Here is a 26,967-nt window from a genome sequence, read left to right on the forward strand (position 1 = left end):
TGTACCTTGCCCCTGCCGCCAAGCTCGGGCAAAAAGCCCTATCCAATCACGAGACAAATGCCAGGAGATCAAAAATGGACGTTCGCGCCGCAGTTGCCGTACAGGCCGGAAAACCGCTTGAGGTCATGACCGTCCAGCTGGAAGGCCCTCGCTTCGGCGAAGTGCTGATCGAGGTCAAGGCGACCGGCATCTGCCACACCGACGATTTCACCCTGTCGGGCGCCGATCCGGAAGGTCTCTTTCCGGCCATTCTCGGCCATGAGGGCGCCGGTATCGTCGTGGATGTCGGCCCCGGCGTCACCTCGGTCAAGAAGGGCGATCACGTCATTCCGCTCTACACGCCGGAATGCCGCGAGTGCTACTCCTGCACGTCACGCAAGACCAATCTCTGCACCTCCATCCGCGCCACCCAGGGCCAGGGCGTGATGCCGGATGGCACCAGCCGCTTCTCGATCGGCAAGGACAAGATCCACCATTATATGGGCTGCTCGACCTTCTCGAACTTTACCGTCCTGCCGGAGATCGCCCTTGCCAAGATCAATCCCGACGCGCCCTTCGACAAGGTCTGCTACATCGGCTGCGGCGTGACGACCGGTATCGGCGCCGTCATCAACACCGCCAAGGTCGAGATCGGTTCGACGGCAATCGTCTTCGGTCTTGGTGGCATCGGCCTCAACGTCCTGCAGGGCCTGCGTCTGGCCGGCGCCGACATGATCATCGGCGTCGACATCAACAATGACCGCAAGGAATGGGGCGAGAAGTTCGGCATGACGCACTTCGTCAACCCGAAGGAAGTCGGCGACGACATCGTGCCCTATCTCGTCAACATGACGAAACGCAATGGCGACCTGATCGGCGGCGCGGACTACACGTTCGACTGCACCGGCAATACCAGGGTCATGCGTCAGGCGCTGGAATCCTCGCATCGCGGCTGGGGCAAATCGGTCATCATCGGCGTTGCGGGCGCCGGTCAGGAAATCTCCACGCGTCCGTTCCAGCTGGTCACCGGCCGCAACTGGATGGGCACGGCCTTCGGCGGCGCGCGCGGCCGCACCGACGTGCCGAAGATCGTCGAATGGTACATGGAGGGCAAGATCCAGATCGATCCGATGATCACCCACACCATGCCGCTCGAAGACATCAACAAGGGCTTCGAGCTGATGCACAAGGGCGAGAGCATTCGCGGCGTCGTGGTCTATTGATCTAATAACACCGGCAGGCGCGCACTGCGCGTCTGCCATTCCTGCGAATTGACCGACTTTTCCGCCTACAGCCCTGCCGATTAACGGGACGGTAAATCTATCGTCGTATGCCAATATTGCGCGGTGGAGTTGAAAAATCCCTCCCCGTCCAAAACGACGCCAGACAGCGGGAGCGACCTCTGAAAACCGTACCGATCGACAACGGAAACCGCGTCGCCGCCGTTGCGCTTTTGACGAAGGGTTTCCCGGAAAAAAGCGAGGCTTTCTGGTCTCGCGGGCTGGCGCTTATCAGCACGCATCATGAGCGGCGAAACCTCGGCGAAATCGGGCAATTGCTGATGAAGGGCGACGATGCCGTCGGCGTTCTTCTGACGATCCGAAGCCGCCTGCCCGACCCCGACAGGATCGTCGTCAACCTGTCGAGCTGGTATGTCGAGCCGTCCAGCCGTTGGTTCGCACCGCGCATGCTGCAAATGGCCTCATCCTCGCCGGACGAAATCTTCACCGACTTCACCCCGTCTCCGGAAGCCTGCAAGCTGAATGAAAGGCTGGGGTTTTCGACGGTGACGGATTATACGCTCTTTTATCCCCTGCTACCAAAGGCGATCGGCCCGGCAAGGGCGCGGCTCCGCCCGCTTGCCGACGTTCCGCCCGGCGCGTTGCCCACGGCAATGCGCGATATGCTGGAAGATCATGCGCTTTTCGGCTGCATGGTAGCGGTGCTGGAGGCGGATGGGCGTTATCATCCGCTGGTATTCTTAAAAACGGTGACCAAAAGGCTACCCTCCGCCCGCCTCATCTATTGCGAAGACAGGTACCTCGCACAAAGGCACATATCCGCCATTGCCCGCCATCTTCTTCGCAAGGGCCGGTTCGCCATGACCATGGCGGCCCCTGACGAGGAGCGAGACGCCGGTGGATTTGCCGTGCTCAAATCTGCGCCGATACAAGTAAAGGGCGCATGGAACCCACGGTTTATTAACGAAACATACTCAGAATCGGTGTTATTGCCACCCAGGGTATTGGGGCGCTCTTGAAAAGACCGCGTTGAACCTTGCCTGCATAGAAGAAAAGGCGCTTCGGCCAATATATCCCGACAGCGCGAACGAGCGGAGAAGAAGCATGGTTTCAGCGAAACTTAGGGAAGCGGACGTCTCAGGGACTATCTATTCCTACCTCTCGCAACGTTTTCCGGCTCACGCCCCCTTTGCGGCCGATACGCAATTGCTCGAAGGAGGCGTGATCGATTCGCTCGGCTTTCTGGAGCTGATGATCTTTCTCGGTGAAGGCTTCGGCATCATTCTCAATGACGAACATTTCACCCCGGAAAATCTCGGCACGCCCGCCGATCTGATTGCCTTCGTCACGCAGGAACGGCGCAGATGACACCCCACGTCCTGCTGCACCACCTGCTCATCGCGCGGGCGGAAAGCGGCGATGAGGCGCTTGTATACAAAGAAAAATCACTAAGCTATCGCGAATTTTCCGAAGCGGCGTCGCGTTGTGCGGCGGCATTGCGGGAAGCCGGAACGGAGCGCGGCGACCGCGTCGTCATCTTCCTGCCACGCGGTATCGAGGAGTGCTGGTCGATCTTCGGCGTGAGCATAGCGGCCTGCGTCTTCGTGCCGGTCAACGCGCTGCTGAAGGCACAGCAGATCCGCCATATCGTCAGGGATTGCGGCGCGAAAATCATCATCAGCAATATGGCGATGAAGGATGAGCTGAACGCGGCGCTGGAAGACATGGCCGATGTCAAAGTGCTGCTGGCGGAAGACATCGACAGCCGCCAAAACGTGCCCGTCAAAGCCTCGGCGGCAATCGGCGAGGACCTTGCGGCGATCCTCTACACCTCCGGCTCCACCGGCTCGCCCAAGGGCGTCATGCTGTCGCACCGCAATCTTCTGGCTGGCGCGCGCATCGTGCGCACCTATCTGGAAATCACCGACAAAGACCGCATTCTCTCCATCCTGCCCTTCAGCTTCGATTACGGCCTGAACCAGCTGCTGACGGCGGTGGAACAGGGCGCCACGACGATCATCTCCACCTTCCGGCTGGGCGATGACATCGTCCGCGATCTGCGCGACCATGCCATCACCGGGCTTGCCGGGGTGCCGACCGTCTGGGCGATCCTGACGCGAGCAGCCCCATTGCTCGCGAAGACGCCGCTGCCGCAGCTGCGCTATATCACCAATTCCGGCGGGCGCGTGCCGCAGGAAACCGTGAAAGCGCTGCGTGAAAAGCTGCCGGACACGAAAATCTTCCTGATGTATGGCCTCACTGAAGCCTTCCGCTCCACCTTTCTGCCGCCGGAAGAAATCGACCGCCGCCCGACCTCCATCGGCAAGGCCATTCCGGAATGCGAAATTTTCATTGTCACCGCTGAGGGACAAAAGGCAAAACCGGGCGAGCCCGGCATTCTCGTCCATCGCGGCCCGACCGTTTCGCTGGGCTACTGGAACCGGCCGGAAGACACGGCCAAAGTGCTGCGCCCTCACCCCTTCATCCCAGCTGCACGTGGCGGCGAGACCGTGTGTTATTCCGGCGATCTGGCGGTGGAGGACGAGGACGGCTTTTTCAGCTTCGTCGCCCGCAACGATGCGATGATCAAATCGTCAGGCTATCGCATCAGCCCGACCGAGGTGGAAGAAAGCCTGATGTCGACTGGCCTTTTCCAGCAGGTCGCCGTCATCGGCCTGCCCGACCCGTTCGCGGGTGAAAAGGTGCATGCGGTGGCAACCGCCGCCAACGAGAATATCGATGTTTCGGCAGCGCTCAAGAAAGCCGCCGAAATGCTCGCCCCCTTCATGATCCCGCGCGCCATAGAACTGGTCGACCGCCTTCCGGTCACGGCCAATGGCAAGGTGGACTACCGCGCGCTGGTGCGCGAACGGACGGACGATGGCGCCCACGGATAAACCCCAAAGCCACGGCCCGGCCCTTGCCGCCGCGCAATTCGCAGTCAACGAAAACGATCTTGTCATCGGCGGCCTTGCGGTGCGCGATATCGTGGCCGAGACCGGAACGCCGTGCTTCCTTTATGACGCCAGCGCCATGCGCCGCGCCTGTCGCGATCTTAAAAACGCTCTCGGCGGCTTTGCCGACATCTATTATTCGGTAAAGGCCAATCCCCTGCCCGCCATCATCTCGCTTTTCCGGCAAGAAGGCACCGGTGCGGAAATCGCTTCCGTCGGCGAATATCGCGCCGCCATCAAGGCAGGTGTGCCGCCGGAAAAGATCATCTTCGCAGGCCCTGGCAAACGCAGGGCCGAATTGCTGGAAGTGATCGAGGGCGGCATCGGCGAAATCCATATCGAAAGCGCCGAGGAAATCGCCCGCATCGAGGCGATCGGCAAGCCGGTCAAGGCCTCGATCCGTATCAATCCGGTGCCGGATGCTCAAGCCGGCGCCATGCGCATGGGCGGCAAGGCCACGGCCTTCGGTTTTGACGAGGAAGAACTGGAAAATATCCTGCCGCTCTTCCAGGCCGCCCGGCATATCGATCTCGTCGGCGTTCATATTTACGGCGGCACGCAGATCCTCGACGCCGACATGCTTGTCGCCCAATGGAGACACGCCATTTCCCTTGCGGCGCGCATGGCGGAGATACTGGGCAAACCGCTCGAAACCATCGATCTCGGCGGCGGCCTCGGTATTCCCTATTTCACCGGGGAAACACCGCTCGATCTCGCGGCGGTCAACGCCGCCATTCCAGACCTCAGGGCGCTGATGCAGGCGCATCCGCTGATTGCCGATGCCCATGTCATCGTCGAACCCGGCCGCTTCCTGGTGGGGCCTGCGGGCATCTATGTGGCCGAAGTCAATTCGGTGAAGACCTCGCGCGGCACCACCTTCGTGGTGACGGATGGCGGCATGCACCACCATCTGGCGGCCTCGGGCAATCTTGGCCAGATCGTCAAGCGCAATTACCCCATCGTCGCACCGGCCATGATGCAGGCAGACTATGACGAGACCGCAACCATCGTTGGCCCTCTCTGCACACCGCTCGACACGCTCGCCCGCAATGCGGCCCTGCCGAAGTTGAAGGCCGGCGATCTCATCGCCTTCCTGCAATCAGGAGCCTATGGCGCAACCGCCAGCCCAGCGGGTTTTCTCAGCCATCCGGCGGCGAAGGAAGTGCTGGTTGAGAATGGTGCGTTTGAGGTGATCGGACGTTGAGGACGTGAGGTAGCGAAAACCTGACGCGGTTTTCCTACGGGCACACATGTGACTGCTGACATCGGAGCTTCCTCCAAACCTCATTCCTGTACTCGTCCCAGGAATGAGGGAGAGAGCAGCGCCAGTCACCGCCGCAACAACCTGTCCCCGACCGCGAATTTCGATTTCAGCAGACACTCATCATACTCCGCCTCGGCATCGGAATCGAACACGATACCGCCGCCGACGTTGAAGACGGCGCGGCCTTCATCGAACAGGGTAAGCGTGCGGATCGCCACCGAAAAGCGCATCTCACCAGCAGGAGACATGAAGCCGATCGCGCCGCAATAGGCGTCGCGTGGCGTCTGTTCCAGTTCGCGCAGGATTTTCATCGCCCACATTTTCGGTGCACCGGTGACAGAGCCACAGGGAAACAGCGCCGCGAAAATATCCTCCACCGTCGCGTCAGGCAAAAGCTTCGCCCGCACATGGCTGACCATCTGGTGCACGGTCGGATAGGTCTCGATATCGAACAGCCGCGGCACATCGAGACTGCCAACCTCGGTGATGCGGGAAATATCGTTGCGCAGCAGATCGACGATCATCCGGTTTTCCGCCAGCGTCTTTTCATCCGCAAGCATCGCCGCGATGATCGCCCGGTCCTCTTCCGCATCGGCCCCGCGCGGCGTCGTTCCCTTCATCGGATGGGTTTCGATGAAGCCCTGACCATCGACCGCGAAAAACAACTCCGGTGAGCGCGACAGGATGACCGGGCCGCCAAGATCGACCAGCGCGCCATATTTTACCGGCTGGCGTTCGACCAGCGACCAGAAGGCCGTGAGCGGATTACCGGACCAGCCCGCATGAACGGGCATGGTCAGGTTGCCCTGATAACAGTCGCCCCGGCGAAGATGCTCGTGCAGCCGCTCGAAACGCTGGCGATATTCCGCAAACGTCCATGCGGGCGTGGGGTCGGAAAGAAACGCATCCGCATCCGGCAGGTTTTGGGGACGCGCAAACCGTCCCTCATCCGGCTGCGGACCGGAGAAGACGCCGAAACGCAGAAACGGCACATTGCGGGGTTGCGAAGCCGATGGCGCAAGTTTCGGCTCGAACAGGAAACCCGCCTCGTAGGACATATAGCCGGCAAGATATTTCCCGGCGCGGCGCAGCTGCTCCATACGCTTCAGCGCGGCAAAAAACGCCTCGGGCTCGTCCGCGACGATGATCTCCTCCGGCTCGGTGAAGGCTGTCACCGTGCCGGTCGTGTCATCCCGGAAAAGAACGTAAGGCGCATGTGCCAAGGAAAAAATCCGTAGGGGGTAAATCGGGGAACTTCAGGTCGGCGGAAAAAAACCTCTCCGTCGTCACCCTCGGGCTTGTCCCGAGGATCTGCCGCCCGTCGACTTTAGCTATCTCGGCAAATCCTCGGCACGGGGCCGAGGATGACGTCGAGTGTGGAAGAAAGGTTCGCCGTCTCCATTAAACCGGGTCTATGTCGCCCCGCGCCCACATTTCGATGGTTTCCGCATAAAAATCGGCGAAACGGCCTTCCTCGATCGACTTGCGGATACCCTGCATCAGCTCCTGGTAATAGGCAAGATTGTGCCAGGAGAGCAGCATGCCGCCCAGCGCCTCGTTGGAGCGCGTGAGATGATGCAGATAGGCGCGGGAATAATCGCGCGAGGCCGGGCAATTGGACTGCTCGTCCAGCGGGCGCATATCCTCGGCGTGGCGGGCGTTACGGATATTGACCCTGCCACGGCGGGTGAAGGCAAGTCCGTGGCGGCCGGAGCGGGTCGGCATCACGCAGTCGAACATGTCGATGCCGCGCGCCACCGATTTCAGGATATCGTCAGGCGTGCCGACGCCCATCAGGTAACGCGGCTTTTCGGTGGGCAGCACCGGCAGCGTGATGTCGAGCATGCCGAGCATCACTTCCTGCGGCTCGCCGACAGCCAGCCCGCCGACCGCATAACCCTTGAGATCAAGCTGCTTCAGCCCTTCGGCCGAACGGATGCGCAGATCCGGCTGGTCACCGCCCTGCACGATGCCGAACATGGCCTTGCCGGACTGCTCGCCGAAGGCGACACGGCAGCGTTCCGCCCAGCGCAGCGACATTTCCATGGCACGCTCGATTTCCTTGCGCTCGGCCGGCAGCGCAATGCATTCGTCGAGCTGCATCTGGATGTCCGAATCGAGCATGCCCTGAATTTCGATCGAACGTTCCGGCGACATGTGGTGCAGCGAACCGTCCACATGGCTCTTGAAGGTCACGCCCTTCTCGTCCAGCTTGCGCAGGCCCGAAAGCGACATGACCTGGAAGCCGCCGCTGTCGGTGAGGATCGGGTGCGGCCAGCGGATCAGCTCATGCAGGCCGCCAAGCCTTGCCACGCGCTCCGGACCGGGCCGCAGCATCAGGTGATAGGTATTGCCGAGAATGATATCGGCTCCCAGCTCACGCACCTGATCGAGATACATGGCCTTGACGGTGCCGACGGTGCCAACAGGCATGAAGGCGGGCGTGCGGATGACACCGCGCGGCATGGCAACTTCGCCAAGGCGCGCGCCGCCGCTCGTGGCTTTCAGGGTGAAGGTGAATTTCTCGTGCATCAGTTCTTCCGGAACAACAGGCTGGAATCGCCATAGGAATAAAAACGGTATCCGGTTTCGATGGCATGCGCATAAGCGTCACGCATCGTCTCGAGACCGCAAAAAGCCGAAACCAGCATGAACAGCGTCGATTTCGGCAGGTGGAAATTGGTCATCAGAATATCGACCGCCCTGAAGCGGTATCCGGGCGTGATGAAGATGCCCGTGGCGCCCGACCATGGGTGAATGACGCCATTCTCGTCGGTGGCGCTTTCGATCAGCCGCAGCGACGTGGTGCCGACTGAGACGATACGCCCGCCGCGTGCCTTGACGGCATTGAGCTTTGCCGCAGTTTCTTCCGAAACATGGCCGATCTCGAAATGCATCTTGTGATCGTCGGTATCGTCGGACTTCACCGGAAGGAAGGTGCCTGCCCCAACGTGAAGCGTCACGAAATGCCGCTCTATCCCGGCATTGTCCAGCGCTTCGAACAGGGCCGGCGTGAAATGCAGCCCGGCGGTGGGTGCGGCGACTGCGCCCTTCTCGCGGGCGTAAATGGTCTGGTAGTCGATCTGGTCCTGTGCGTCTTCCGGCCGTTTGGCGGCGATATAGGGCGGCAGCGGAATGTGGCCGACGGAGGCGATCGCCTCGTCCAGCACCGGGCCGGAAACGTCGAAAAGCAGCGTGATTTCGCCCTCATCGCCCTTTTCCTCGACGGTGGCTTCGAGGTGGGCAAGGCCGCAGGCATTGTCGCGCTCGTAACCGAAACGGATGCGGTCGCCCGCTTTAATGCGCTTACCGGGTCGCGCGAAAGCCTTCCAGCGCGATTGGTCGGCGCGCATGTGCAGCGTGGCGGAAACCGCCGTCTCCGGCGCGCCTTCGCGCAGCCGCACCCCTTCAAGCTGGGCGGGAATGACGCGCGTATCGTTGAACACCAGCGCATCGCCGGGCTTCAGAAAGGATATCAGGTCGAAGACGCGATGGTCTTCCATGCGGTTGGCATCCGGATCGACCACCAGCAGGCGCGCGCTATCGCGCGGGTTCGCCGGGCGAAGGGCGATATTTTCCTCGGGCAGATCGAAATCGAACAGGTCTACACGCATTGCAACGGCTCTCGAAAATATCAAAACCCGCCTCGCAGCAACTGCCGGCGGGTCGTTATTGGTGAAGAGGCCTCCTCACCTCGGCGTCATCCTCGGGCTTGACCCGAGGATCCACGTCGGCGGGTGATGGATCCTCGGGTCAAGTCCGAGGATGACGCCGAGTGCGAGGAACACTCAATCAGCAAAATATCCACCCGCCCTGCGGCCAAGCAAGGCGGGAGAAACTCTCTATCCTCAGGCTGCCGAAGCAAGCTTGATGGAAACGATCGAATCGGGGTCCTTCACAGGCTCGCCGCGCTTGACCTTGTCGATGGCTTCCATGCCTTCGATGACCTGGCCCCACACGGTGTACTGCTTGTTCAGCCAGGGCGAATCGGTGAAGCAGATGAAGAACTGCGAATTGGCAGAGTTCGGGCTCTGCGAACGGGCCATCGAGCAGGTGCCGCGCACATGCGAGATCGCGGAGAATTCAGCCTTGAGGTCCGGCTTGTCGGAGCCGCCCATGCCGGCGCGGGCCGGGTTGAAGCTTTCCGAGCCCTTCTTGCCAAACTTCACGTCGCCGGTCTGGGCCATGAAGTCTTCGATGACGCGGTGGAAAACGACGCCGTCATAAGCGCCTTCCGACACGAGTTCCTTGATGCGGGCAACGTGGCTAGGGGCAACTTCCGGAAGCAGCTGGATGACGACCTTGCCGGTCGTCGTTTCCATGATGATCGTGTTTTCCGGATCCTTGATCTCGGCCATGATTATTCTCCTCTGTTCGGGCTCTATTGCCCTACCTTACTTTTTGCCGACAGTGACCTTGATCATCCGGTCGGGGTTGGAAACTTCGCCGTTACCGCCGGCGCCGCGCTTGATCTTGTCCACGGCTTCCATGCCGGACACGACCTTGCCGACCACGGTATATTGGCCGTTCAGGAACGGACCGTCGGCAAACATGATGAAGAACTGCGAATTGGCGGAATTCGGATCCTGCGAGCGGGCCATGCCGACCACGCCGCGCGTGAACGGTGTCTTGGAGAATTCGGCCGGAATATCGGCCAGGTCCGAGCCGCCGGTGCCGGCGCGCTGGGCGTTGAAACCCTTCTCCATGTTGCCATATTGCACGTCGCCGGTCTGCGCCATGAAACCGTCGATGACGCGGTGGAACGCCACGTTGTCATAAGCGCCCTTTTTCGCCAGCGCCTCGATCTGCGCCACATGCTTGGGCGCGACCTCAGGCATCAGCTCGATGACGACAGGGCCGTCCTTCAGCTGAACGGTTAGAAGTTCGGCGGCCGAAGCGAAGGTGCTGGCGGCAAGCGCGCCCGCAAACAGGGCGCCGGCAAAGGCAAATCGAACGAGTTTCATCGGATTGGCTCCAGAATGTAGGGCTGAAGTCAGCGCTTCAGCTTGGCGTTGAGGGCTTCAAGCACGGCTTTGGGAACGAAGGCGTCCACGTTGCCGCCCATGGCGGCGATCTGCCGGACCAATGTGGCTGTAATGGGTCGCGACGACGTACCCGCCGGCAGGAACACGGTCTGGATATCAGGCGCCATCTGGCGGTTCATGCCGGCCATCTGCATTTCATAATCGAGATCAGTGCCGTCGCGCAGGCCGCGCAACAGAAGATGCGCGCCGTGCTGGCGCGCGGCATCGACGACCAGATTGTCGAAGGAAACGACCTCCATACGCGCCACCTCGCCCGGCAATGTCTCGGAAAGGGCCTGGTTTATGAGCGCCGCCCGCTCCTCGAAGCTGAACAGCGGTGCTTTTCCGGGATGGATGCCAACGGCGACGATGACTTTCGAAGCCACGTTCAGCGCCTGGATAAGCACATCCAGATGTCCGTTGGTCATCGGATCGAAGGATCCTGGATAAAAGGCAATCGTCATATCGCTCTCAGGTGGTGGGCGTTATGTGCCGCCTTTTGTCATGGAGACGGGCGCGGCGCAAGACTTTTGCAACCTGGCCCTCCATCCAAGGCGATCTGAACCACGGATGAATGCGCCGTTCAGTGCGGTTTCAGGGCTCATTTGTATAAATACACACCATAAGGAAACCGAAACGCCCCTCACCCGTTAAGCATCCGGAGAAATGAAAATGCTGGCCTTTATGATCGTCCTTTCGATCACCGCATCATTCGCAGCCGAGTATCTTTTCCTCGAATGAGGCCCACCGCCAGTTTCCTGAACGCCAGATGAACAGGCCATTCAAGGAAGTTTCACAGGCGCGATGCTAATCGATTTTTAAGATTGACGCGGAACATGGTTGGACGTGGCGCGTTAACGACAAACCAAAGGAACAGACAGATGTTTGTAAGAGAAAAACAGTCTACTTCGGCGAAAATCAGCGTCATCAGCACAGCCTGGACAGTACTGGTCATCGCAATGGTAGCAACGACGTTTAGCCTTTATGAACAAAAGCCTGATGCACAGGGACCGGACTACCAGCAGATGACTTCCCGTTCCCAGTACATGAACTATTATTGATAAAAGCGAGGAGTTCCTCGCAACACACACGGAGACGATCTCATGTTCACATTTCTGACGTTGCTGCTTGCCCTGATCAGCATTATGTTCGTGACATCGATGATCACCGCCGTCGCCGAGATGCGGCGGGAAGACGAGGAATTCAAGGCCGTGGTCCGGCGCGATCGTGCTTTCTGACCGCGCCCTCTGATCGCAGGAAACCGGCTTACACACCTTTCGAAATGTGATTCTTTGCAACCGCCTGGCCGCTCCGGGCGGTTTTATTTTGCCGCCTTACAGGCCGGAACGGCGAAGATGCCGGCGCAAAAACATGGGCCCAATCACATAACCGTTTTCAAAACCCCGTTTTTCCAAGGCAAATTCCCTTCAATTTCCCTTTGGATTGATTTAAGGAACGCCGATACGTTGCGGGCCGGAGAGCTGGCGACCGCGATGATGTTCCTGTGAGGTTTGCATAAAGATGCTCGATTCCCTGAGAAATGCTTCTCGAACCATGGCAGCCAAGCTGCTGCTTCTCCTGCTTGTTGTTTCTTTTGGCGTCTGGGGCGTCTCCGCATCGCTTGTCACCGCCAATTCGCATGCGGTCATGACCGTGGGCGACCAGACGGTCAGCCCCGAGGAATTCCGCCTCGCCTATCAGCGTCAGGTTTCCGATCTCAGCCGCCAGTTCGGCACGAGGCTGACGACCGAGCAGGCCAAGGCCTTCGGCATCGACCGCCAAGTGTTCAGCCAGCTTGCGGCGGGCGCCTCCCTGGACGAACTGGCCTCGAAGATGAATCTCGGCCTTTCGGAAGACCGTCTCGCCAACCTCATCGCCGAAGACCCGGCCTTCCGCTCGGTCAACGGCCAGTTCGATCGTAATCTGTTCAGCGAGCGCCTGCGCAATTCCGGCTTCCGCGAGGACGACTACATCAAGGAACGCAGCAAGGTTGCGGTCAGAAGCCAGATCGTCGAAGCCGTTTCCGACGGTTTCACGGCACCACAGGTGCTGGTGGATGCGCTGAAACAATACCGCAACGAGCAGCGCTCGGTCGATTACGTCATCCTGTCCAACGCCGTCATTCCACCCGTCAAGGCGCCGGGCGAAGACGTGCTTGCACCCTGGTTCGAAACCAACAAGACGAAATATCGCGCGCCTGAATTCCGCAAGTTCACCTATGTGAAGCTGGAGCCGTCCGATATTGCCGATCAGGCTTCGGTGACGGATGCGCAGATCGCCGATTATTACAACAGCCACAAGGACAGCTTCCGCACGGCCGGCCGCCGCACGGTGGAGCAGCTGACCTTCCCGGACAAGGAAATGGCCGAAGCCGCCGCCGAGCAGATCCGCCTCGGCAACACCACCTACGATCAGGTGGTGAAAGATCAGGGCAAGACCGCCTCCGACGTGACGCTCGGCGAATTCACCAGGGACACGATCCCCGACCAGTCGATTGCCGATGCGGCTTTCGCCGTCCAGAAGGATGGCGGCGTATCTGCGGTCGTCGCGGGCTCCTTCGGCCCAGTCATCCTGCGCGTCACCGGCATCAAGCCGGAAACCACCCGCACGCTCGAAGAGGCGAAAGAGGATATCCGCAAGGACCTCGCCACCACGGCCGCCGCCGAAGAAGTCACCAATGTGCATGATCGTTACGAAGACCTGCGCGCCGGCGGTTCCTCGCTTGCCGATGCGGCAAAGCAGCTGAACCTCAAGCCCGTCACCATCGACGCCATCGATGCCGCCGGCCTTGATCAAAAGGGCGACGCCATTCAGGGCCTGCCCTCGCCGCAGCTCGCGCAGGAAGTCTTCAAGACCGAACCCGACACCGAAGCCCTGCCGATCAATCTCGGCCGCGAAGGTTATATCTGGTTCGACGTCACCCAGATCATTCCCGCCCGCGACCGCACGCTTGCCGAAGTGCGCGACGATGTCGTGGCCGACTGGACGGCGGAGCAGCAGCGCAACGCGCTTGCCGCCAAGGCCGACGAGCTGAAGGCACGCGTCGAAAAGGGTGAGACGCTCGCGGCTATCGCCGGCGAACTCAGCCTCGCCGTCGAGCAGAAATCCGGCCTGCGCCGCACCAGCGAGGATGCGATTTTCGGCCGGCAAACGATCACGGCGGTTTTCTCCGGCGCTGAAGGCATGACAGGCGCTGCGGCCGACGCCGACGGCTCCAGCCGTATCCTCTTCAAGGTCACGTCGGTCGACACCAACGCGCCTGCCGATGCGCTTGCCAATGACGACCAGCAATTCACCGCCATCGCCCGCGCGGCCGGCGACGACATGCTCGACCAGATGGTCAACCGCCTGCAGAACGACTACGGTGTCACCATCAATCAGGCCCTCGCCGATCAGGCGATGGTCGGTTTCTAACCGGGGGCGGAAACGATGGCCGAACTGAAGCCGCTGATCGCCAAGGTCGCAAACGGGGAAAGCCTGAACCGTGAGGAATCGCGGGCCGCCTTCGACATTCTGATGTCGGGCGAGGCCACCCCGTCGCAGATCGGCGGTTTCCTGATGGCGCTGCGCGTGCGCGGCGAGACGGTGGACGAGATCGTCGGCGCCGTCTCCTCCATGCGCGCGCGCATGCTGCCGGTTTCGGCCCCAGCCAATGCCATCGACATCGTCGGAACCGGCGGTGACGGCATCGGCACCTATAATATCTCGACGCTTGCCTCGATCATCGTCGCCGGTACCGGCCTGCCGGTCGCCAAGCACGGTAACCGGGCGCTGAGTTCCAAATCCGGAACGGCGGATGCGCTCTCCGCGCTCGGCGTGAAACTCGATATCGGTCCTGATCTCATTGCCCGCTGCATCGGCGAGGCGGGCCTTGGTTTCATGTTCGCGCAGCTGCACCATTCCGCCATGCGCCATGTCGGCCCGAGCCGCGTCGAACTCGGCACACGAACGATCTTCAACCTGCTCGGCCCCCTCTCCAACCCGGCGGGCGCCAAGCGCCAATTGCTCGGCGTATTCTCACCGCGCTGGCTGGTGCCGCTTGCCGAAGTGCTGCGCGATCTCGGCTCGGAAAGCATCTGGGTCGTGCACGGCGACGGCATGGATGAGGTCACGACGACAGGCGTCACCCATGTGGCGGCGCTGGAAGATGGCAAGATCCGTACCTTCGATCTGACGCCGAAGGATTTCGGCGTCGAACCCGCCGCGATGGATGATCTGAAGGGCGGCGACGGCATTGCCAATGCGGCAGCGCTGCGCGAAGTTCTGTCCGGCAAGCGCAACGCCTATCGCGATGTATCGCTGTGCAACGCGGCCGCAGCGCTCGTCATTGCCGGCAAGACCGAAACGCTTGGCGAGGCGATGACGATCGTCAGCGAGGCGCTCGACAGCGGAGCCGCAGCGGCAGCCCTCGACCGTCTGGTCGCCGTCTCCAACGAAACAGACCTCGAGCAGGCCGAGCATTAAAAGGAATGAGAGCGGGACCATGAGCGACATTCTCAAAAAGATCGAAATCTACAAGCGCGAGGAAATCGCCGCTGCCAAGGCGAAGGTTTCGCTTGCCGATCTCAAGGCGATGGCCGCCGGCCAGACCGCGCCGCGCGGTTTTTACAACGCGCTCAGGGCAAAGCAGGCTGACGGAAAATTCGGGCTGATCGCCGAAATCAAGAAAGCCAGCCCCTCCAAGGGCCTGATCCGTCCGGATTTCGATCCGCCGGCGCTGGCTGCGGCTTACGAGGCGGGTGGCGCTGCCTGCCTTTCCGTGCTGACGGACACGCCGAGCTTTCAGGGCGCGCCGGAATTCCTGACCGCCGCCCGCAATGCATGCTCGCTGCCGGCGCTGCGCAAGGATTTCATGTTCGACACCTATCAGGTGCATGAGGCCCGCGCCTGGGGCGCGGACTGCATCCTTCTCATCATGGCGTCGCTCTCCGACGATGAGGCGAAACGGCTGGAAGACGAGGCTTTCGCGCTTGGCATGGACGTGCTGGTCGAGGTCCACGATGCCGAGGAAACCGAAAGGGCGCTGAAGCTCTCCTCACCGCTTCTCGGCATCAACAACCGCAATCTGCGCACCTTCGAGGTCGGTCTCGAAACCAGTGAAAAGCTGGCTGGCCTCGTGCCGGCGGACAAGCTGCTGGTCGGCGAAAGCGGCATCTTCACCTATGAGGATTGCCAGCGCCTCGAACGGAGCGGCATCCGCACCTTCCTCGTCGGTGAAAGCCTGATGCGCAAGGACGACGTTGCTGCGGCCACCAGGGCCCTGCTGACCGGCGAGACCGGCGTTCTGGCTGCGGAATGATCGCCTGATGAGCGAGGCGGGCAAGCTCACCCATATAGACGCCGCAGGCGAAGCCCATATGGTCGATGTCGGCGACAAGGCGGAAACCGTGCGTATCGCCGTCGCCGAAGGTTTCGTGCGGATGAAACCGGAAACGCTAACCCTCATTCGCGACGGCAATGCCAAGAAAGGCGACGTCATCGGCACCGCCCGGCTGGCGGGCATCATGGCCGCCAAGCAGACGGCCAGCCTCATTCCGCTCTGCCACCCTCTGATGCTGACCAAGGTGGCGGTGGACATCACCGAGGACCCTTCCCTGCCCGGCCTGCGGGTCGAGGCCATGGTGAAACTTTCCGGCAAGACCGGCGTGGAGATGGAGGCGCTGACCGCCGTATCCATCGCCTGCCTGACGATCTACGACATGGCGAAAGCCGCCGACAAGGCGATGGAGATCGTCAATATCCGTCTTCTCGAAAAGAGCGGCGGCAAATCCGGCGATTTCCGGCGACAGGAGATTTGAATGAAGCCGCTGCTGCCCGTGGATGAGGCCATAACGCGCCTTCTGGAGGCGGCGGTTCCGGTGGCGGACGAAGAGACCCTGCCGCTCGCCGAATGCGACGGCCGCGTGCTTGCGGCCGACCTTGCGGCACGTCTGACCCAGCCGCCCTTCAACGCCTCGGCCATGGACGGCTATGGGCTGCGCAGCGCCGATGCGCCCGCAATCGGCTCTGTCCTCACCGTCATCGGCCAGGCCGCCGCCGGCCACGCCTTTTCCGGGACAGTGGGGCAAGGTGAGGCCGTGCGCATCTTCACCGGCGCGCCGGTTCCGACAGGTGCAGACACCATTCTCATTCAGGAAGACGCCGAACTTCTCGGCGACGGCAAGATCCGCACCGCCTTCGAAGTCACCGCCGGGCGACATATCCGCCCGCGCGGACAGGATTTCGCCGAGGGTGAAACGGTACTGAACTCCGGCCGTGAACTCGGTTTTACCGATCTCACCGTCGCAGCCGCGATGAACCACGCCACGCTTGCCGTCTATCGCAAGCCGCTCGTCGCGATCCTTGCCACCGGCGACGAATTGTTGCCGCCCGGAAGCACGCCCCTGCCCGCCCAGATCATCGCCTCGAACACCTTCGGTATCGCCGCCCTTGCGCGGGCAGCAGGTGCCGACGTTCTCGATCTCGGCATCATCGCCGATAATGATGCCTTGATCCGCGCCGCCATCGGCAGGGCCGTCGCGGCAAAGGCGGATGTGCTGGTAACGCTCGGCGGTGCATCGGTCGGTGACCACGATCTCGTGCAGGCGGCGTTGAAGGCAGAAGGCATGCAGCTCGATTTCTGGCGCATCGCCATGCGCCCGGGAAAACCGCTGATGGTCGGCGTCATCGACACCATGCAGGTTCTGGGCCTGCCCGGAAACCCGGTCGCGAGCCTCGTCTGCGGCCTGCTGTTCCTCGAACCGCTGCTCCGCCGAATCGCCCGTCGCGCGCCCGTGCAACGGACTGCCACCGCCCGCACCGCGACGCCGCTGAAAGCGAACGACCACCGGCAGGATTATCTGCGCGCCCGTTTCCACACCGACGAGAACGGCGTTCTGGTGGCGGAGGCCTATACCAAACAGGATTCGTCGATGATGAAACTGCTGGCCCATTCCGACGGGTTGATCGTGCGACAGCCGCATGCGCCGGCGGTGGAGGCAGGAGCGGAATGCCCGGTGATAAGGCTAAGAGCCTGACGCGCAAGCGTTGCGACGGCGAGCGAAACAACGCATTGTTTCAAAAGCTTGCCGGGTTTCCACCACAAGTAGTCGCAGCAATGAGACAGGCCGCATCCGACCGCGTTGAGACGCCCCAATAAAACTGTAACGTTGCTGTATCGGGACTTGCGCGAAGAAATTCGTTGCCTATACACGACGTCTTTGCCAAATGAAAAACGCCCCGCCGCGCCAATTTCCCAACTATCGCCATACGTTGTTGTATCAAAATAAATCACCCGAATCTCGTTATCGGGATTGACAGAATAAATGCGATACTGGCACCAAGACGAACAGTAGAGACCAAAAAACTACGGAACTCCCTGAAACTGAGAATTACTTATAATTATCAATTAAATAAGATAAATATCACCAAATTTGAAAAATCCCGTGATAAAAATTAGTTTTTCATAAATTAAGCTTTCCAAAACGGGCCATGTAATAATAATCATAGTCGATAAGCAGACTCACTGGAGTTTCTTGATGAATACGGCATCCACGCCCAAAACCACGGGGCCCGACATTGCCGGGCAGATTGCCTACGCCATGCGGACCATGGGTGTTTCGCCAATCCCGCGCAATTACAGCCTGTTTTACGAAGCCTATATCGGCTCGAACCCGGCTTTGACGAAGGATCTGGCCGCGCTCGGAAGTCGGGTCACGCAGGAGGATCTGGACGAACTATCCACGCGTCACGGCGAAGGCAATCCCACGGGGTCGATCGACGACGCGCACGAGAAGCTGCGGCGTGAACTGGAAGCCCTGCTCGGAACGCTGAGGCGCGAGCAATCCTCCATCGAGAACTACAACCGAATTCTCGGAGAAACGCGCCAGCGCATCGACGACAAGACTGTTTCGAGCGCCAATATTCTGAGGAATGCGGTTTCATTGCTGGCAGAGGCTACGGGTTCGAAGATCATCGATGGCGAAAAGGCGTTCAACGACGTCAACCGCCACGCCGAGGAAATGCATCAGGTACGCCTGGAGCTGGATGAATACAAACGCATCGCCAATACCGACTCGCTGACGCGTCTTTCCAACCGGCGCGCTTTCGACGACAGGCTGGCTTCCGTCTATGACAGCTCCATCGGCTTGCAATATACGACGCTCGTCCTGCTCGATATCGATCATTTCAAGCGGATCAACGACACGTTCGGCCATCCGGTCGGCGACAAGATACTGGCCACCGTCGCCTCCGTCATCCGCGCCAATGTCCGCAAGGACGGTTTCGTCGCCAGAAGCGGCGGCGAGGAATTCGCCATCATTCTTGATGGCAACACGCCGGAAGAGGTCATGGTGATTTGCGAGCGCATTCGCCTGTCGCTGGAAAGCACGCCGTTCCGCAATTCGAGGTCGGGCGCCGACTACGGCACGGTGACGATCTCGATCGGTTTTGCCTCCGCCTCGCAGGCCAACAATCCGGGCGAACTCTATGGCCATGCCGATATGGCGCTCTACCACGCCAAGGAAACCGGCAGGAACCGCTCCGTCTTTTACGAGGACGGCATGCAGAAGAACTATGTCGGCAAGAACTGGCTGATTTATCGGACGTGAGAAGGACGACAAGCTCGAGAATATCTCTGCCGTCATGCCGGACCTGATCCGGCATCCAGCCACGGCGAGTATGCGCCGTGAGAAGAGCCTTACGCGATCAAGGACTTGATCGCACTGGACCCCGGACTAGATCCGGGGTGACGATGTGTGAGGATGCTGCGTCTGCCAAGTACGCAGGTGCTGCGACGCGTTCCAGGTAGCCTGATCACCGTTTGATCCGGACGCGCATCACATCCCCTTCACCACATGGTCTTCGCCGCCCGCACGGCCCATTCCCGATCATAGGTTTCCTGATCGAACTCGGTCTTTGCGGCTTTGAGCAGGCTGCCGGGCGTGGGCAGCGACGAGGGATCGACGAAATTGTCGGAGTTCCACAGTTCCGAGCGCATCAGAGCCCTGGCGCATTGGAAATAGACCTCGTTTATCTCGACCACGATGACGGTGCGCGGATGTTTGCCGTCCATTTCAAAGCTTTGCAGGAGATCGGGAGCGACCGAAACGTTTGCCCGGCCGTTGACGCGCATCGTCGTATTCGAGCCGGGGATGAGGAACATCAGCGCCACACGCGGATCGCGCACGATGTTCAAAAGTGAATCGACGCGGTTGTTGCCGCGCCAGTCCGGCAGCAGCAGGGTCCTGTCGTCAGCCACCCGCACCACGCCGCCCTTGTCGCCGCGCGGCGAACAGTCCATGCCTTCAGGCCCGACCGTCGCCAGCGCGAGAAACGGCGACGCCTCGATCATCCGCCTGTATTCGGCCGTGAGCGCGGCTGTCACCTTGGCCATCGATGCTTCGCTGGTGCCATCGTAAATGGCCTTCAATTCCTCGACCGTGCGAATGATCGTCATGTCCGCTCCAATTCCTTGAATTCGATGTAGCGCCGAAAACGCGGAGTTTTACTCCTCCGCCGCCTCCGCCTTTTCCCGCTCCGCCCGTTCGCGCGCGGTGCGGGCGGCGACGAGGTCGGCAGGCTGTGCATTGCCGCGGATCAGCGAACGGCCCGCATAGATGCCGCCGACGACTTCCATAGCGAAACGTTCCTCGTCGCGGTCGCGGAATTCCTCCACCAGACGGGCGGCGTCTTCCCGCTCCTCGCCCATGGCGCCAAGCACTTCCTCGCTGAAATTCATCGCCGATTCCAGCGTCTCGCGGATCTGGTAATCCACGCCAGCCTTCAGAAGATCGAGTGCGTGGCCACGGTCATAGGCACGGGCAAGAACGGGAACCAGCGGAAACTCATGCTTTACGATTTCCGCGATCCGGATGGCCGCTTCCTTGTCGTCGACGCAGATCAGCACCGCACGCGCGGTGCTGGCACCGGCGGCATGCAGGATTTCCGCCCGCGAGCCGTCGCCATAATAGACCTTGAAACCGAATTCCGCCGCATCGCGCACGAAATCGGCATCCTTGTCGATCAGCGACAGCGTGTAGCCGCGCGCCAGAAGCGGCTGGCTGACGATCTGGCCGAAACGCCCGAAGCCGATCAGCAAAATGCTGCCTTCGACATTTTCCGGCACATCGAGATCGTCGGTATTGGGAACCGCCGCCGGCACCAGCCGGTCGTGGAGAATGACCATCAGCGGCGTCAGCACCATGGAGATGATGATGGTCGCGGTCAGGATGGCGTTGGCTTCGCGATCGAGAATGCCAGCGCTGACGGCGGCCGAATAGAGCACGAAGGCGAATTCGCCGCCCTGCGCCATCAGCACCGCCCGTTCCAGGCTTTCGCGCCGCGTGGTGCCGAGCGCCCGCGCCACGCCGTAGATCAGGAAAGCCTTGAGCAGCATGTAGCCCGCGACGCTGACGACAACGAGCTGCCAGTTGGAGGCGATGACGGCAAGATCGATCGCCATGCCAACGCCAAGGAAGAACAGGCCGAGCAGAATGCCGCGAAACGGCTCGATATCCGCCTCAAGCTGATGGCGGAACGATGATTCGGACAAAAGCACGCCGGCGAGAAACGCGCCCATGGCCATGGAAAGACCGCTGACCTGCATCAACAGCGCCGAACCGAGCACCACGAGCAGGGCGGCAGCCGTCATCACCTCGCGCGCGCCGGAGGCCGCCAGCAGCCGGAAGAAGGGGTTGAGAAGATAACGCCCGGCCAGAATGAGCGCGCCTACGGCGGCAAGCGCAATGCCGACGGAAACCCAGCGCTCCGAAGGTGTGACGTGTTCACCGCCCGCACCGAGGAAAGCGACCAACGCCAGAAGCGGCACGATGGCCAGATCCTCAAATAGCAGGATGGCGATGATGCGCTGGCCCTTGAGGCTGGACATGCTGTTGCGCTCCTGCAGCATCTGCATGACGATCGCCGTCGAGGTCAGCACGAAGCCGGTGCCGGCGACGAATGACATGATGAGCGGAAAGCCGAGACTGACGCCCACCATCGTCAGACCCGCCATGCAGACCAGCACCTGAAGCGCGCCGAGCCCGAAAATATCCTTGCGCATGGACCACAGCCGCGACGGCTGCATTTCAAGACCGATGATGAACAGGAACATCACCACGCCAAGTTCAGCGATATGGATAATGGCCTGCGGATCGGAAAAGAAACCGAAGCCGTATGGCCCGATCACGAGGCCGGCGGCCAGATAACCCAGCACCGAACCGAGGCCGATGCGCTTGAAAATCGGCGCAGCCACAACGCCCGCCGCCAAAAGCACGACCACCTGGGCCAGATCATTTCCGTTCGCTTCGACAGCCACACGCCACCCCGTTGAATTGATAGGACGAGGAAGTTCCCCTCACCTGTTTCTAGCGGGATAGCGGTTCCCTGCTCAAGCCCTTTTCAGCGAGCTGCCGTTCATAATCGGCAAACAGTGCGTCGCCGGTCTCACCCAGTTCCTTCAGGTATCTCCAGGTAAAAATACCGCTGTCGTGACCGTCGTCGAAAACGATACGCACGGCGTAATTGCCGGTCGCCGTCATGGCGCGGATAGCGACGTTGCGCTTGCCGGGAACGGTGATCTTCTGGCCGGGCCCGTGGCCCTGTACTTCCGCCGAGGGAGAAAGCACGCGCAGCATCTCGGCTGCGAGCCGATAAACGCTTCCATCATCGAAGGAAACGGTCAGTTCCCGCCGGTCTTTCGACACAAGCAGTTCAGTCGGCCAGGCATCACTCATTTTTCACTTCCGCAAGCTCGTCATATGCGTCAGAATTACGGACTTGCCTCGCGATAGGCAAGCCACTACATCAATTGGAAAGCACATGCCCGGCTTGTTTGCCCGGCGCATCGCGCAGTGAGGACGGAGACGTGAACAGTTTCCCCGGATCGCTCGAAAGAGCGCAGTCCCTGACGGAGAGCAGCGCACCGATGGTGGACCCCTTCGGCCGGTCCATCACCTATCTGCGCGTTTCCGTGACAGACCGCTGCGATTTCCGCTGTACCTACTGCATGTCCGAACACATGACGTTCCTGCCGAAGAAGGACCTTCTGACGCTGGAGGAACTCGACCGGCTCTGTTCCGTCTTCATTCAAAGGGGCGTGCGCAAGCTGAGGCTGACCGGCGGCGAGCCGCTGGTGCGCAAGAACATCATGATGCTGGTGAGGAACCTCGGCCGCCATATTGGCACCGGCGCGCTGGATGAGCTGACGCTGACCACCAACGGTTCGCAGCTTGCGAAATTCGCCGCCGAACTCGCCGATTGCGGCGTCAAACGCATCAATGTCTCGCTCGATACGCTGGACCCGCAGAAATTCCGCGAAATCACCCGCTGGGGCGATATCGACCGTGTGATGGAAGGGCTGGACGCCGCGCAAGCCGCTGGCATCAAGGTCAAGCTCAATGCCGTTGCGCTGAAGGACTTCAACGAGACTGAAATCCCTGAAATCATGCGTTTCGCCCATGGTCGCGGCATGGACCTGACGGTGATTGAGACCATGCCGATGGGCGAGATCGAGGAAGACCGCACCGACCGCTACCTGCCGCTTTCGAAACTGCGCGCCGATCTGGAACAAAGCTTCACCCTCATCGACAGCGACTACCAGACCGGCGGTCCCGCCCGTTACGTGACGGTGAAGGAAAGCGGCGGCCGGCTGGGTTTCATCACACCGATGACCCATAATTTCTGCGAAAGCTGCAACCGCGTCCGCCTCACCTGCACCGGCACGCTCTACATGTGCCTCGGTCAGGACGATGCGGCCGATCTGCGCACCGCGCTGCGCGCCTCCGATGACGACGCCTATCTTTCCAGCGCCATAGACGAGGCCCTTCTGCGCAAGCCGAAAGGCCATGATTTCATCATCGACCGCACCCACAAGCGCCCCGCCGTCGCCCGCCATATGAGCGTGACCGGCGGCTGAGCTTTTTTCTCCCGTTCCCCACCCATATAAACGGTTGAAATGCCGGCTTGGCCGTGCCACGTCTCTTGGCATGGAGGAATGCGCAGTCTGGCCCCGAAATCATCGCCCGCAGGCGACGGAGCAAAGCCGCGCATGGTCTGGGATCGTATGGAATGGCATTGACGGACAATACGCGCGGCGCCCTGCTGATGGCGCTCGCCATGGCAAGCTTCACGGCCAACGACGCCCTGACGAAATCCGTCACCCCCTATATCAATACCGGCCAGATCATGTTCGTGCGCGGCATCATGACAGTGGTGCTGGTCTATATCGCCGCCCGGCATTTCGGCGCATTGCGGCCGCTGAAAACCCTCATGCGGCCCATCATCATCCTGCGCTGTCTGTGCGAAGTCACGGCCGCCGTGCTTTATCTGACGGCGCTCGGCCTCATCGAATTTTCCAATGCATCGGCCATATTGCAGTCCCTGCCGCTGATCGTGACACTGGGTGCCGCGCTGTTCCTGCGCGAACCCGTCGGCTGGCGGCGCTGGGCGGCGATCATCGTCGGTTTCATCGGCGTGCTCGTCATCATCCGGCCCGGTCCTGAGGGTTTCACGTCAGGCGCGCTTTTGGTCGTCGCCTCGCTTGCGGTCACGGCGGCGCGCGATCTTCTGACCCGCAAGATGTATGCGGATGTCCCCTCGCTTGCCGTCACCGTCATCACCGCCTCCGTCAACATGGCGGTGGGCGGCCTGCTGATCCAGCCTTTCGGCGGCTGGCAGCCGATGAACTTCACGATCCTGTCGCATCTGGCCGCTTCGGCCGTTCTGGTGCTGATCGGCTATCAGGCGATTATTCTGGCGATGCGAACCGGCGAAATCTCCTTCGTCGCACCGTTCCGTTACACCAGCCTGCTCTGGGGCTTCATGATCGGCGTGTTCTTCTTCAACGAGAAGATCGACAGCTTCACGATCGTCGGCGCCGTGATCGTCATCGGTTCGGGCCTCTATACCTTCTACCGCGAGAGCCTGCGCAAGCGCTCGCAGATGGCCCAGCGCTCCGCCGCGACGCCGACCGCCGCAACCACGGTGCGGCCAGCTTCCGTAACGAAAGCTACTGTCACGGAAGAAGCGGGAGAATGACATGAAAAGCGCCCGTTTTATGAACAGGACCACCCCACCCCACATCATCACACTGGTCGTCATCGCGGGCGTCTCGGCCCTTTGCATGAACCTGTTCCTGCCCTCGCTCACCGCCATGGCGCTGTATTTCGAGACCGATTACGCCGTCATGCAATTTGCCGTGTCCGGCTATCTTGCCGCCACCGCCTGCCTGCAACTCCTCATCGGCCCGCTATCCGATCTGTTCGGACGCCGGCCCGTCATGCTCGCCAGCATCGCGCTGATGATCGTCGCCACGCTCGTCTGCATGCTGGCGCCTGATATCACCGTCTTCATGATCGGCCGTGTGGCGCAGGCGGCCATCGTCTCCGGTTTCGTGCTGGCGCGCGCCATCGTGCGTGACATGGTGCCGATGGAACAGGCCGCCTCGATGATAGGTTATGTGACCATGGGCATGTCTGTCGTGCCGATGGTCGGTCCCACGATTGGCGGGTTGCTCAACGATATTTCCGGCTGGCAATCGAGCTTCGCGCTTCTCGCCCTTCTCGGTGTCGGCATTCTGGCGCTCGCCTGGTTCGATCTCGGCGAGACCAACCACAACAGGTCGGGAAGTTTCTCGCAGCAGTTCCACGCTTGGCCGGAGCTTCTGCGCTCGCCGCTCTTCTGGGGATATGCGCTGACCTCGACCTTCTCGTCGGGCATGTTTTTTTCGTTTCTCGGCGGCGCACCCTTCGTCGGCAGCGTTCTTTACGGCCTTGCACCCGCCATGCTCGGCCTGCAATTCTTCTTCATGGCCAGCGGCTACATGCTCGGCAACTTCGTGTCCGGCCGTTATGCCAGCCAGATCGGCATCACCCGCATGATGCTGTCGGGCAATGTCATCGCCGTCGCCGGCATCCTGACGGCGATCCTGCTGCTCTCCATCGGGGCGGAAAGCGCCTATGCGTTTTTCGCGCCGCTCGCCCTCATCGGCGTTGGAAACGGCGTTACCCTGCCAAGCGCCAATGCCGGCATGGTCAGCGTCCAGCCGCATCTGGCAGGCTCCGCCTCCGGCCTCGGCGGCGCGATGACCATTGGCGGCGGTGCTGCACTTTCCGTGCTCGCCTCCTCCGTCCTATCAAGAGAAGACGGAACATGGCCGCTTCTTCTGGTGATGCTGGCGACCGGCCTTGTCGCCCTCCTCACCACCTATATCGTAAGGCTGCAGGAAAAGCGGCAATGACGGCCCGTTCTAAAATACCCGGTCTGGTGCTGGCGGGCGGCCTGTCGCGACGCATGGGCACCAACAAGGCGATGGTGATGCTGGGCAACGAGCCGCTGCTTTCCCATGTCGTCCGCCGTATCGCGCCACAGGTGTCGGATGTCACCATCAATGCCGCTAATGGCTGGGCCGAAAGCTTCGGTCTGCCCTTGCTGCCCGACACAGTGAACGGCCATGCCGGGCCGCTGGCCGGCGTTCTCTCCGGCATGCGCCATTTCCAGGGCCGTAAAGCCGGAGGAAGCCATTTCCTGACGGTGCCCGCCGACAGCCCGTTTTTCCCCGACGATCTCGTCGCCCGGCTTTGCGAACACATAGCTGACGATGCGATCGTCATCGCCGCCTCCAGCGGTCAGCTTCACCCCGTTTTCGCGCTATGGCCCGTGGCGCTCGCCGACGATCTGGAAGAGTGGCTGAAGAACGATGCAAATAGGCGTATCCGCGCCTATCTCGCCCGGCACGTCACGATCGGCATCGCCTTCCCGCCGCTGGAAACGGCAAAAGGCAGCCTCGATCCGTTCTTCAACATCAACACGCCGGACGAACTGGCGCTGGCACGACGCTATCTGGAGAGCATGGAACCATGACGGAGCAAAAGGTCTTCGGCATCGCCGGCTGGAAAAACTCGGGCAAGACCGGCCTTGCGGTGCGCATCGTCACCGAACTCACCGCGCGCGGCTACCGCGTCTCCACCATCAAGCACGCCCATCATGATTTCGATATCGACAAGGTCGGGGCCGATAGCTGGCGTCACCGGCAGGCCGGCGCGCATGAGGTCACCATCGTTTCCGGCACCCGTTTCGCCATCATGCATGAATTGCGCGGCGAGCCGGAACCGTCCTTCGCTGAAATCCTCTCCCGCCTCGCCCCCTGCGATCTCGTGCTGATCGAGGGTTACAAATACGAACCCGTGCCGAAGATAGAGGCGCGCCGGCTGGAGGCCGCGAAAACCGAACCGCTTGCTCCCACCGACCCACACATCATCGCAATCGCTGCCGATCACGCCGTGACGGACACCGCCCTTACCGTCTTCGATCTCGACGACACCGCCACCATTGCCGATTTCATCGAGAAGACGGTCGGGCTGGTGCGGGCGTAGAGAGGCGTTACCCCTCCTCCGTCATCCTCGGGCTTGACCCGAGGACCCACAACCCGGCGCGCCATGGATCCTTGGGTCAAGCCCACTACTGTCCGGTTTAAATCGGCTCCCAGTTGAACTGCATCTGGCGGAGGTCTTTTGTTGTTTCGGGCG

At 61.0% G+C, this 26,967-nt stretch carries 27 protein-coding genes; 18 read left to right on the plus strand and 9 right to left on the minus strand.

Annotation, left to right across the window (positions count from 1 at the left end):
- Positions 1–74: 74 nt before the first annotated feature.
- The 5 genes from RS75_RS17090 (at position 75) to RS75_RS17110 (ending at position 5,378) form a co-directional block, all read left to right on the plus strand.
- Positions 75–1,202: an S-(hydroxymethyl)glutathione dehydrogenase/class III alcohol dehydrogenase gene (locus RS75_RS17090; protein ID WP_045022451.1), complete on the plus strand. Its 1,128-nt coding sequence runs from the start codon at positions 75–77 to the stop codon at positions 1,200–1,202.
- A 278-nt stretch (positions 1,203–1,480) separates the two neighbouring features.
- Entirely contained in the window at positions 1,481–2,239 is a 759-nt protein-coding gene (locus RS75_RS17095; protein WP_045022512.1) for a hypothetical protein, read from the plus strand.
- A gap of 85 nt (positions 2,240–2,324) precedes the next feature.
- Entirely contained in the window at positions 2,325–2,588 is a 264-nt protein-coding gene (locus RS75_RS17100) for an acyl carrier protein (protein WP_045022453.1), read from the plus strand.
- The gene (locus RS75_RS17105; RefSeq protein ID WP_045022454.1) at positions 2,585–4,117 is read left to right on the plus strand and encodes an AMP-binding protein; all 1,533 of its coding nucleotides are present in this window, start codon (positions 2,585–2,587) and stop codon (positions 4,115–4,117) included. The genes RS75_RS17100 and RS75_RS17105 overlap by 4 nt, the downstream gene beginning before the upstream one ends.
- Complete coding sequence (locus RS75_RS17110; protein ID WP_045022458.1) at positions 4,101–5,378, plus strand: type III PLP-dependent enzyme; 1,278 nt, start codon at positions 4,101–4,103, stop codon at positions 5,376–5,378. The genes RS75_RS17105 and RS75_RS17110 overlap by 17 nt, the downstream gene beginning before the upstream one ends.
- Before the next feature lie 125 nt (positions 5,379–5,503).
- On the opposite strand, the gene RS75_RS17115 is transcribed toward RS75_RS17110, so the two are convergent.
- From RS75_RS17115 to coaD, 6 genes are all read right to left on the minus strand, one after another.
- Positions 5,504–6,661: an aminodeoxychorismate synthase component I gene (locus RS75_RS17115; protein ID WP_045022459.1), complete on the minus strand. Its 1,158-nt coding sequence runs from the start codon at positions 6,659–6,661 to the stop codon at positions 5,504–5,506.
- Positions 6,662–6,839: 178 nt separating this feature from the next.
- A complete protein-coding gene (tgt, locus tag RS75_RS17120) occupies positions 6,840–7,970 on the minus strand; it encodes a tRNA guanosine(34) transglycosylase Tgt (RefSeq protein ID WP_045022460.1) in 1,131 nt (376 codons plus the stop codon).
- On the minus strand, positions 7,970–9,052 hold the full coding sequence (queA, locus tag RS75_RS17125; protein WP_045022468.1) for a tRNA preQ1(34) S-adenosylmethionine ribosyltransferase-isomerase QueA: 1,083 nt from the start codon (positions 9,050–9,052) through the stop codon (positions 7,970–7,972). Before queA ends, tgt begins: the two co-directional genes overlap by 1 nt.
- 234 nt (positions 9,053–9,286) lie before the next feature.
- Entirely contained in the window at positions 9,287–9,796 is a 510-nt protein-coding gene (locus RS75_RS17130; protein WP_045022469.1) for a peptidylprolyl isomerase, read from the minus strand.
- A gap of 36 nt (positions 9,797–9,832) precedes the next feature.
- On the minus strand, positions 9,833–10,402 hold the full coding sequence (locus RS75_RS17135) for a peptidylprolyl isomerase (protein WP_045022471.1): 570 nt from the start codon (positions 10,400–10,402) through the stop codon (positions 9,833–9,835).
- 29 nt (positions 10,403–10,431) lie between these two features.
- A complete protein-coding gene (coaD, locus tag RS75_RS17140) occupies positions 10,432–10,926 on the minus strand; it encodes a pantetheine-phosphate adenylyltransferase (protein WP_045022472.1) in 495 nt (164 codons plus the stop codon).
- A 417-nt stretch (positions 10,927–11,343) separates the two neighbouring features.
- On the opposite strand from coaD, the gene RS75_RS17145 reads away from it, so the two are divergent.
- From RS75_RS17145 to RS75_RS17180, 8 genes are all read left to right on the plus strand, one after another.
- A complete protein-coding gene (locus tag RS75_RS17145) occupies positions 11,344–11,523 on the plus strand; it encodes a hypothetical protein (RefSeq protein WP_045022473.1) in 180 nt (59 codons plus the stop codon).
- 42 nt (positions 11,524–11,565) lie between these two features.
- Positions 11,566–11,700 carry a hypothetical protein gene (locus RS75_RS27320; RefSeq protein ID WP_267884624.1) on the plus strand — a complete coding sequence of 45 codons (135 nt, stop codon included), beginning with the start codon at positions 11,566–11,568 and terminating at the stop codon, positions 11,698–11,700.
- A gap of 283 nt (positions 11,701–11,983) precedes the next feature.
- On the plus strand, positions 11,984–13,876 hold the full coding sequence (locus tag RS75_RS17155) for a peptidylprolyl isomerase (protein WP_045022476.1): 1,893 nt from the start codon (positions 11,984–11,986) through the stop codon (positions 13,874–13,876).
- A gap of 15 nt (positions 13,877–13,891) precedes the next feature.
- Positions 13,892–14,926 carry an anthranilate phosphoribosyltransferase gene (gene trpD / locus RS75_RS17160; RefSeq protein ID WP_045022478.1) on the plus strand — a complete coding sequence of 345 codons (1,035 nt, stop codon included), beginning with the start codon at positions 13,892–13,894 and terminating at the stop codon, positions 14,924–14,926.
- A gap of 19 nt (positions 14,927–14,945) precedes the next feature.
- Positions 14,946–15,761 carry an indole-3-glycerol phosphate synthase TrpC gene (gene trpC, locus RS75_RS17165; RefSeq protein WP_045022480.1) on the plus strand — a complete coding sequence of 272 codons (816 nt, stop codon included), beginning with the start codon at positions 14,946–14,948 and terminating at the stop codon, positions 15,759–15,761.
- A 7-nt stretch (positions 15,762–15,768) separates the two neighbouring features.
- Positions 15,769–16,260, plus strand: coding sequence for a cyclic pyranopterin monophosphate synthase MoaC (moaC, locus tag RS75_RS17170; RefSeq protein ID WP_045022482.1), 492 nt, complete (start codon positions 15,769–15,771; stop codon positions 16,258–16,260).
- A complete protein-coding gene (locus RS75_RS17175; protein ID WP_045022483.1) occupies positions 16,261–17,478 on the plus strand; it encodes a molybdopterin molybdotransferase MoeA in 1,218 nt (405 codons plus the stop codon). It abuts the gene before it with no gap.
- Positions 17,479–17,979: 501 nt separating this feature from the next.
- Complete coding sequence (locus RS75_RS17180) at positions 17,980–19,050, plus strand: GGDEF domain-containing protein (RefSeq protein ID WP_045022487.1); 1,071 nt, start codon at positions 17,980–17,982, stop codon at positions 19,048–19,050.
- Positions 19,051–19,289: 239 nt separating this feature from the next.
- Here the strand turns inward: RS75_RS17180 and RS75_RS17185 are convergent, their stop codons facing one another.
- Genes RS75_RS17185 through RS75_RS17195 form a run of 3 tightly spaced genes read right to left on the minus strand, consistent with a single transcriptional unit; the run spans position 19,290 to position 22,176 of the window.
- Positions 19,290–19,898, minus strand: coding sequence for a pyridoxamine 5'-phosphate oxidase family protein (locus RS75_RS17185; protein ID WP_045022489.1), 609 nt, complete (start codon positions 19,896–19,898; stop codon positions 19,290–19,292).
- 48 nt (positions 19,899–19,946) lie between these two features.
- A complete protein-coding gene (locus tag RS75_RS17190; RefSeq protein WP_045022491.1) occupies positions 19,947–21,758 on the minus strand; it encodes a monovalent cation:proton antiporter-2 (CPA2) family protein in 1,812 nt (603 codons plus the stop codon).
- A 49-nt stretch (positions 21,759–21,807) separates the two neighbouring features.
- Entirely contained in the window at positions 21,808–22,176 is a 369-nt protein-coding gene (locus RS75_RS17195) for a gamma-butyrobetaine hydroxylase-like domain-containing protein (protein WP_045022493.1), read from the minus strand.
- 131 nt (positions 22,177–22,307) lie between these two features.
- Here RS75_RS17195 and moaA point away from each other — a divergent pair, with 131 nt between their 5' ends.
- From moaA to mobB, 5 genes are all read left to right on the plus strand, one after another.
- Positions 22,308–23,357 carry a GTP 3',8-cyclase MoaA gene (gene moaA, locus RS75_RS17200; protein ID WP_045022495.1) on the plus strand — a complete coding sequence of 350 codons (1,050 nt, stop codon included), beginning with the start codon at positions 22,308–22,310 and terminating at the stop codon, positions 23,355–23,357.
- 152 nt (positions 23,358–23,509) lie between these two features.
- Positions 23,510–24,478, plus strand: a complete 969-nt coding sequence (locus RS75_RS17205) for a DMT family transporter (protein WP_045022496.1) — start codon at positions 23,510–23,512, stop codon at positions 24,476–24,478.
- Between the two features lies 1 nt (position 24,479).
- Complete coding sequence (locus RS75_RS17210; RefSeq protein ID WP_045022497.1) at positions 24,480–25,679, plus strand: multidrug effflux MFS transporter; 1,200 nt, start codon at positions 24,480–24,482, stop codon at positions 25,677–25,679.
- Positions 25,676–26,302: a molybdenum cofactor guanylyltransferase MobA gene (mobA, locus tag RS75_RS17215; RefSeq protein ID WP_045022498.1), complete on the plus strand. Its 627-nt coding sequence runs from the start codon at positions 25,676–25,678 to the stop codon at positions 26,300–26,302. Before RS75_RS17210 ends, mobA begins: the two co-directional genes overlap by 4 nt.
- Positions 26,299–26,814, plus strand: coding sequence for a molybdopterin-guanine dinucleotide biosynthesis protein B (gene mobB, locus RS75_RS17220; protein ID WP_045022499.1), 516 nt, complete (start codon positions 26,299–26,301; stop codon positions 26,812–26,814). The genes mobA and mobB overlap by 4 nt, the downstream gene beginning before the upstream one ends.
- The last annotated feature ends 153 nt before the right edge of the window (positions 26,815–26,967 follow it).

It is taken from the genome of Rhizobium nepotum 39/7, from assembly GCF_000949865.1.
Lineage (GTDB): Bacteria > Pseudomonadota > Alphaproteobacteria > Rhizobiales > Rhizobiaceae > Agrobacterium > Agrobacterium nepotum.

Bases quoted from the DNA above. Each gene is read 5' to 3' on its own strand.
- RS75_RS17090 (WP_045022451.1), top strand. From the start codon at position 75: ATGGACGTTCGCGCCGCAGTTGCCGTACAGGCCGGAAAACCGCTTGAG.
- RS75_RS17100 (WP_045022453.1), top strand. From the start codon at position 2,325: ATGGTTTCAGCGAAACTTAGGGAAGCGGACGTCTCAGGGACTATCTAT.
- RS75_RS17105 (WP_045022454.1), top strand. From the start codon at position 2,585: ATGACACCCCACGTCCTGCTGCACCACCTGCTCATCGCGCGGGCGGAA.
- RS75_RS17110 (WP_045022458.1), top strand. From the start codon at position 4,101: ATGGCGCCCACGGATAAACCCCAAAGCCACGGCCCGGCCCTTGCCGCC.
- tgt (WP_045022460.1), bottom strand. From the start codon at position 7,970: ATGCACGAGAAATTCACCTTCACCCTGAAAGCCACGAGCGGCGGCGCG.
- queA (WP_045022468.1), bottom strand. From the start codon at position 9,052: ATGCGTGTAGACCTGTTCGATTTCGATCTGCCCGAGGAAAATATCGCC.
- RS75_RS17130 (WP_045022469.1), bottom strand. From the start codon at position 9,796: ATGGCCGAGATCAAGGATCCGGAAAACACGATCATCATGGAAACGACG.
- RS75_RS17135 (WP_045022471.1), bottom strand. From the start codon at position 10,402: ATGAAACTCGTTCGATTTGCCTTTGCCGGCGCCCTGTTTGCGGGCGCG.
- coaD (WP_045022472.1), bottom strand. From the start codon at position 10,926: ATGACGATTGCCTTTTATCCAGGATCCTTCGATCCGATGACCAACGGA.
- RS75_RS17145 (WP_045022473.1), top strand. From the start codon at position 11,344: ATGTTTGTAAGAGAAAAACAGTCTACTTCGGCGAAAATCAGCGTCATC.
- RS75_RS27320 (WP_267884624.1), top strand. From the start codon at position 11,566: ATGTTCACATTTCTGACGTTGCTGCTTGCCCTGATCAGCATTATGTTC.
- RS75_RS17155 (WP_045022476.1), top strand. From the start codon at position 11,984: ATGCTCGATTCCCTGAGAAATGCTTCTCGAACCATGGCAGCCAAGCTG.
- trpD (WP_045022478.1), top strand. From the start codon at position 13,892: ATGGCCGAACTGAAGCCGCTGATCGCCAAGGTCGCAAACGGGGAAAGC.
- trpC (WP_045022480.1), top strand. From the start codon at position 14,946: ATGAGCGACATTCTCAAAAAGATCGAAATCTACAAGCGCGAGGAAATC.
- moaC (WP_045022482.1), top strand. From the start codon at position 15,769: ATGAGCGAGGCGGGCAAGCTCACCCATATAGACGCCGCAGGCGAAGCC.
- RS75_RS17175 (WP_045022483.1), top strand. From the start codon at position 16,261: ATGAAGCCGCTGCTGCCCGTGGATGAGGCCATAACGCGCCTTCTGGAG.
- RS75_RS17180 (WP_045022487.1), top strand. From the start codon at position 17,980: ATGAATACGGCATCCACGCCCAAAACCACGGGGCCCGACATTGCCGGG.
- RS75_RS17185 (WP_045022489.1), bottom strand. From the start codon at position 19,898: ATGACGATCATTCGCACGGTCGAGGAATTGAAGGCCATTTACGATGGC.
- RS75_RS17195 (WP_045022493.1), bottom strand. From the start codon at position 22,176: ATGAGTGATGCCTGGCCGACTGAACTGCTTGTGTCGAAAGACCGGCGG.
- RS75_RS17205 (WP_045022496.1), top strand. From the start codon at position 23,510: ATGGCATTGACGGACAATACGCGCGGCGCCCTGCTGATGGCGCTCGCC.
- RS75_RS17210 (WP_045022497.1), top strand. From the start codon at position 24,480: ATGAAAAGCGCCCGTTTTATGAACAGGACCACCCCACCCCACATCATC.
- mobA (WP_045022498.1), top strand. From the start codon at position 25,676: ATGACGGCCCGTTCTAAAATACCCGGTCTGGTGCTGGCGGGCGGCCTG.
- mobB (WP_045022499.1), top strand. From the start codon at position 26,299: ATGACGGAGCAAAAGGTCTTCGGCATCGCCGGCTGGAAAAACTCGGGC.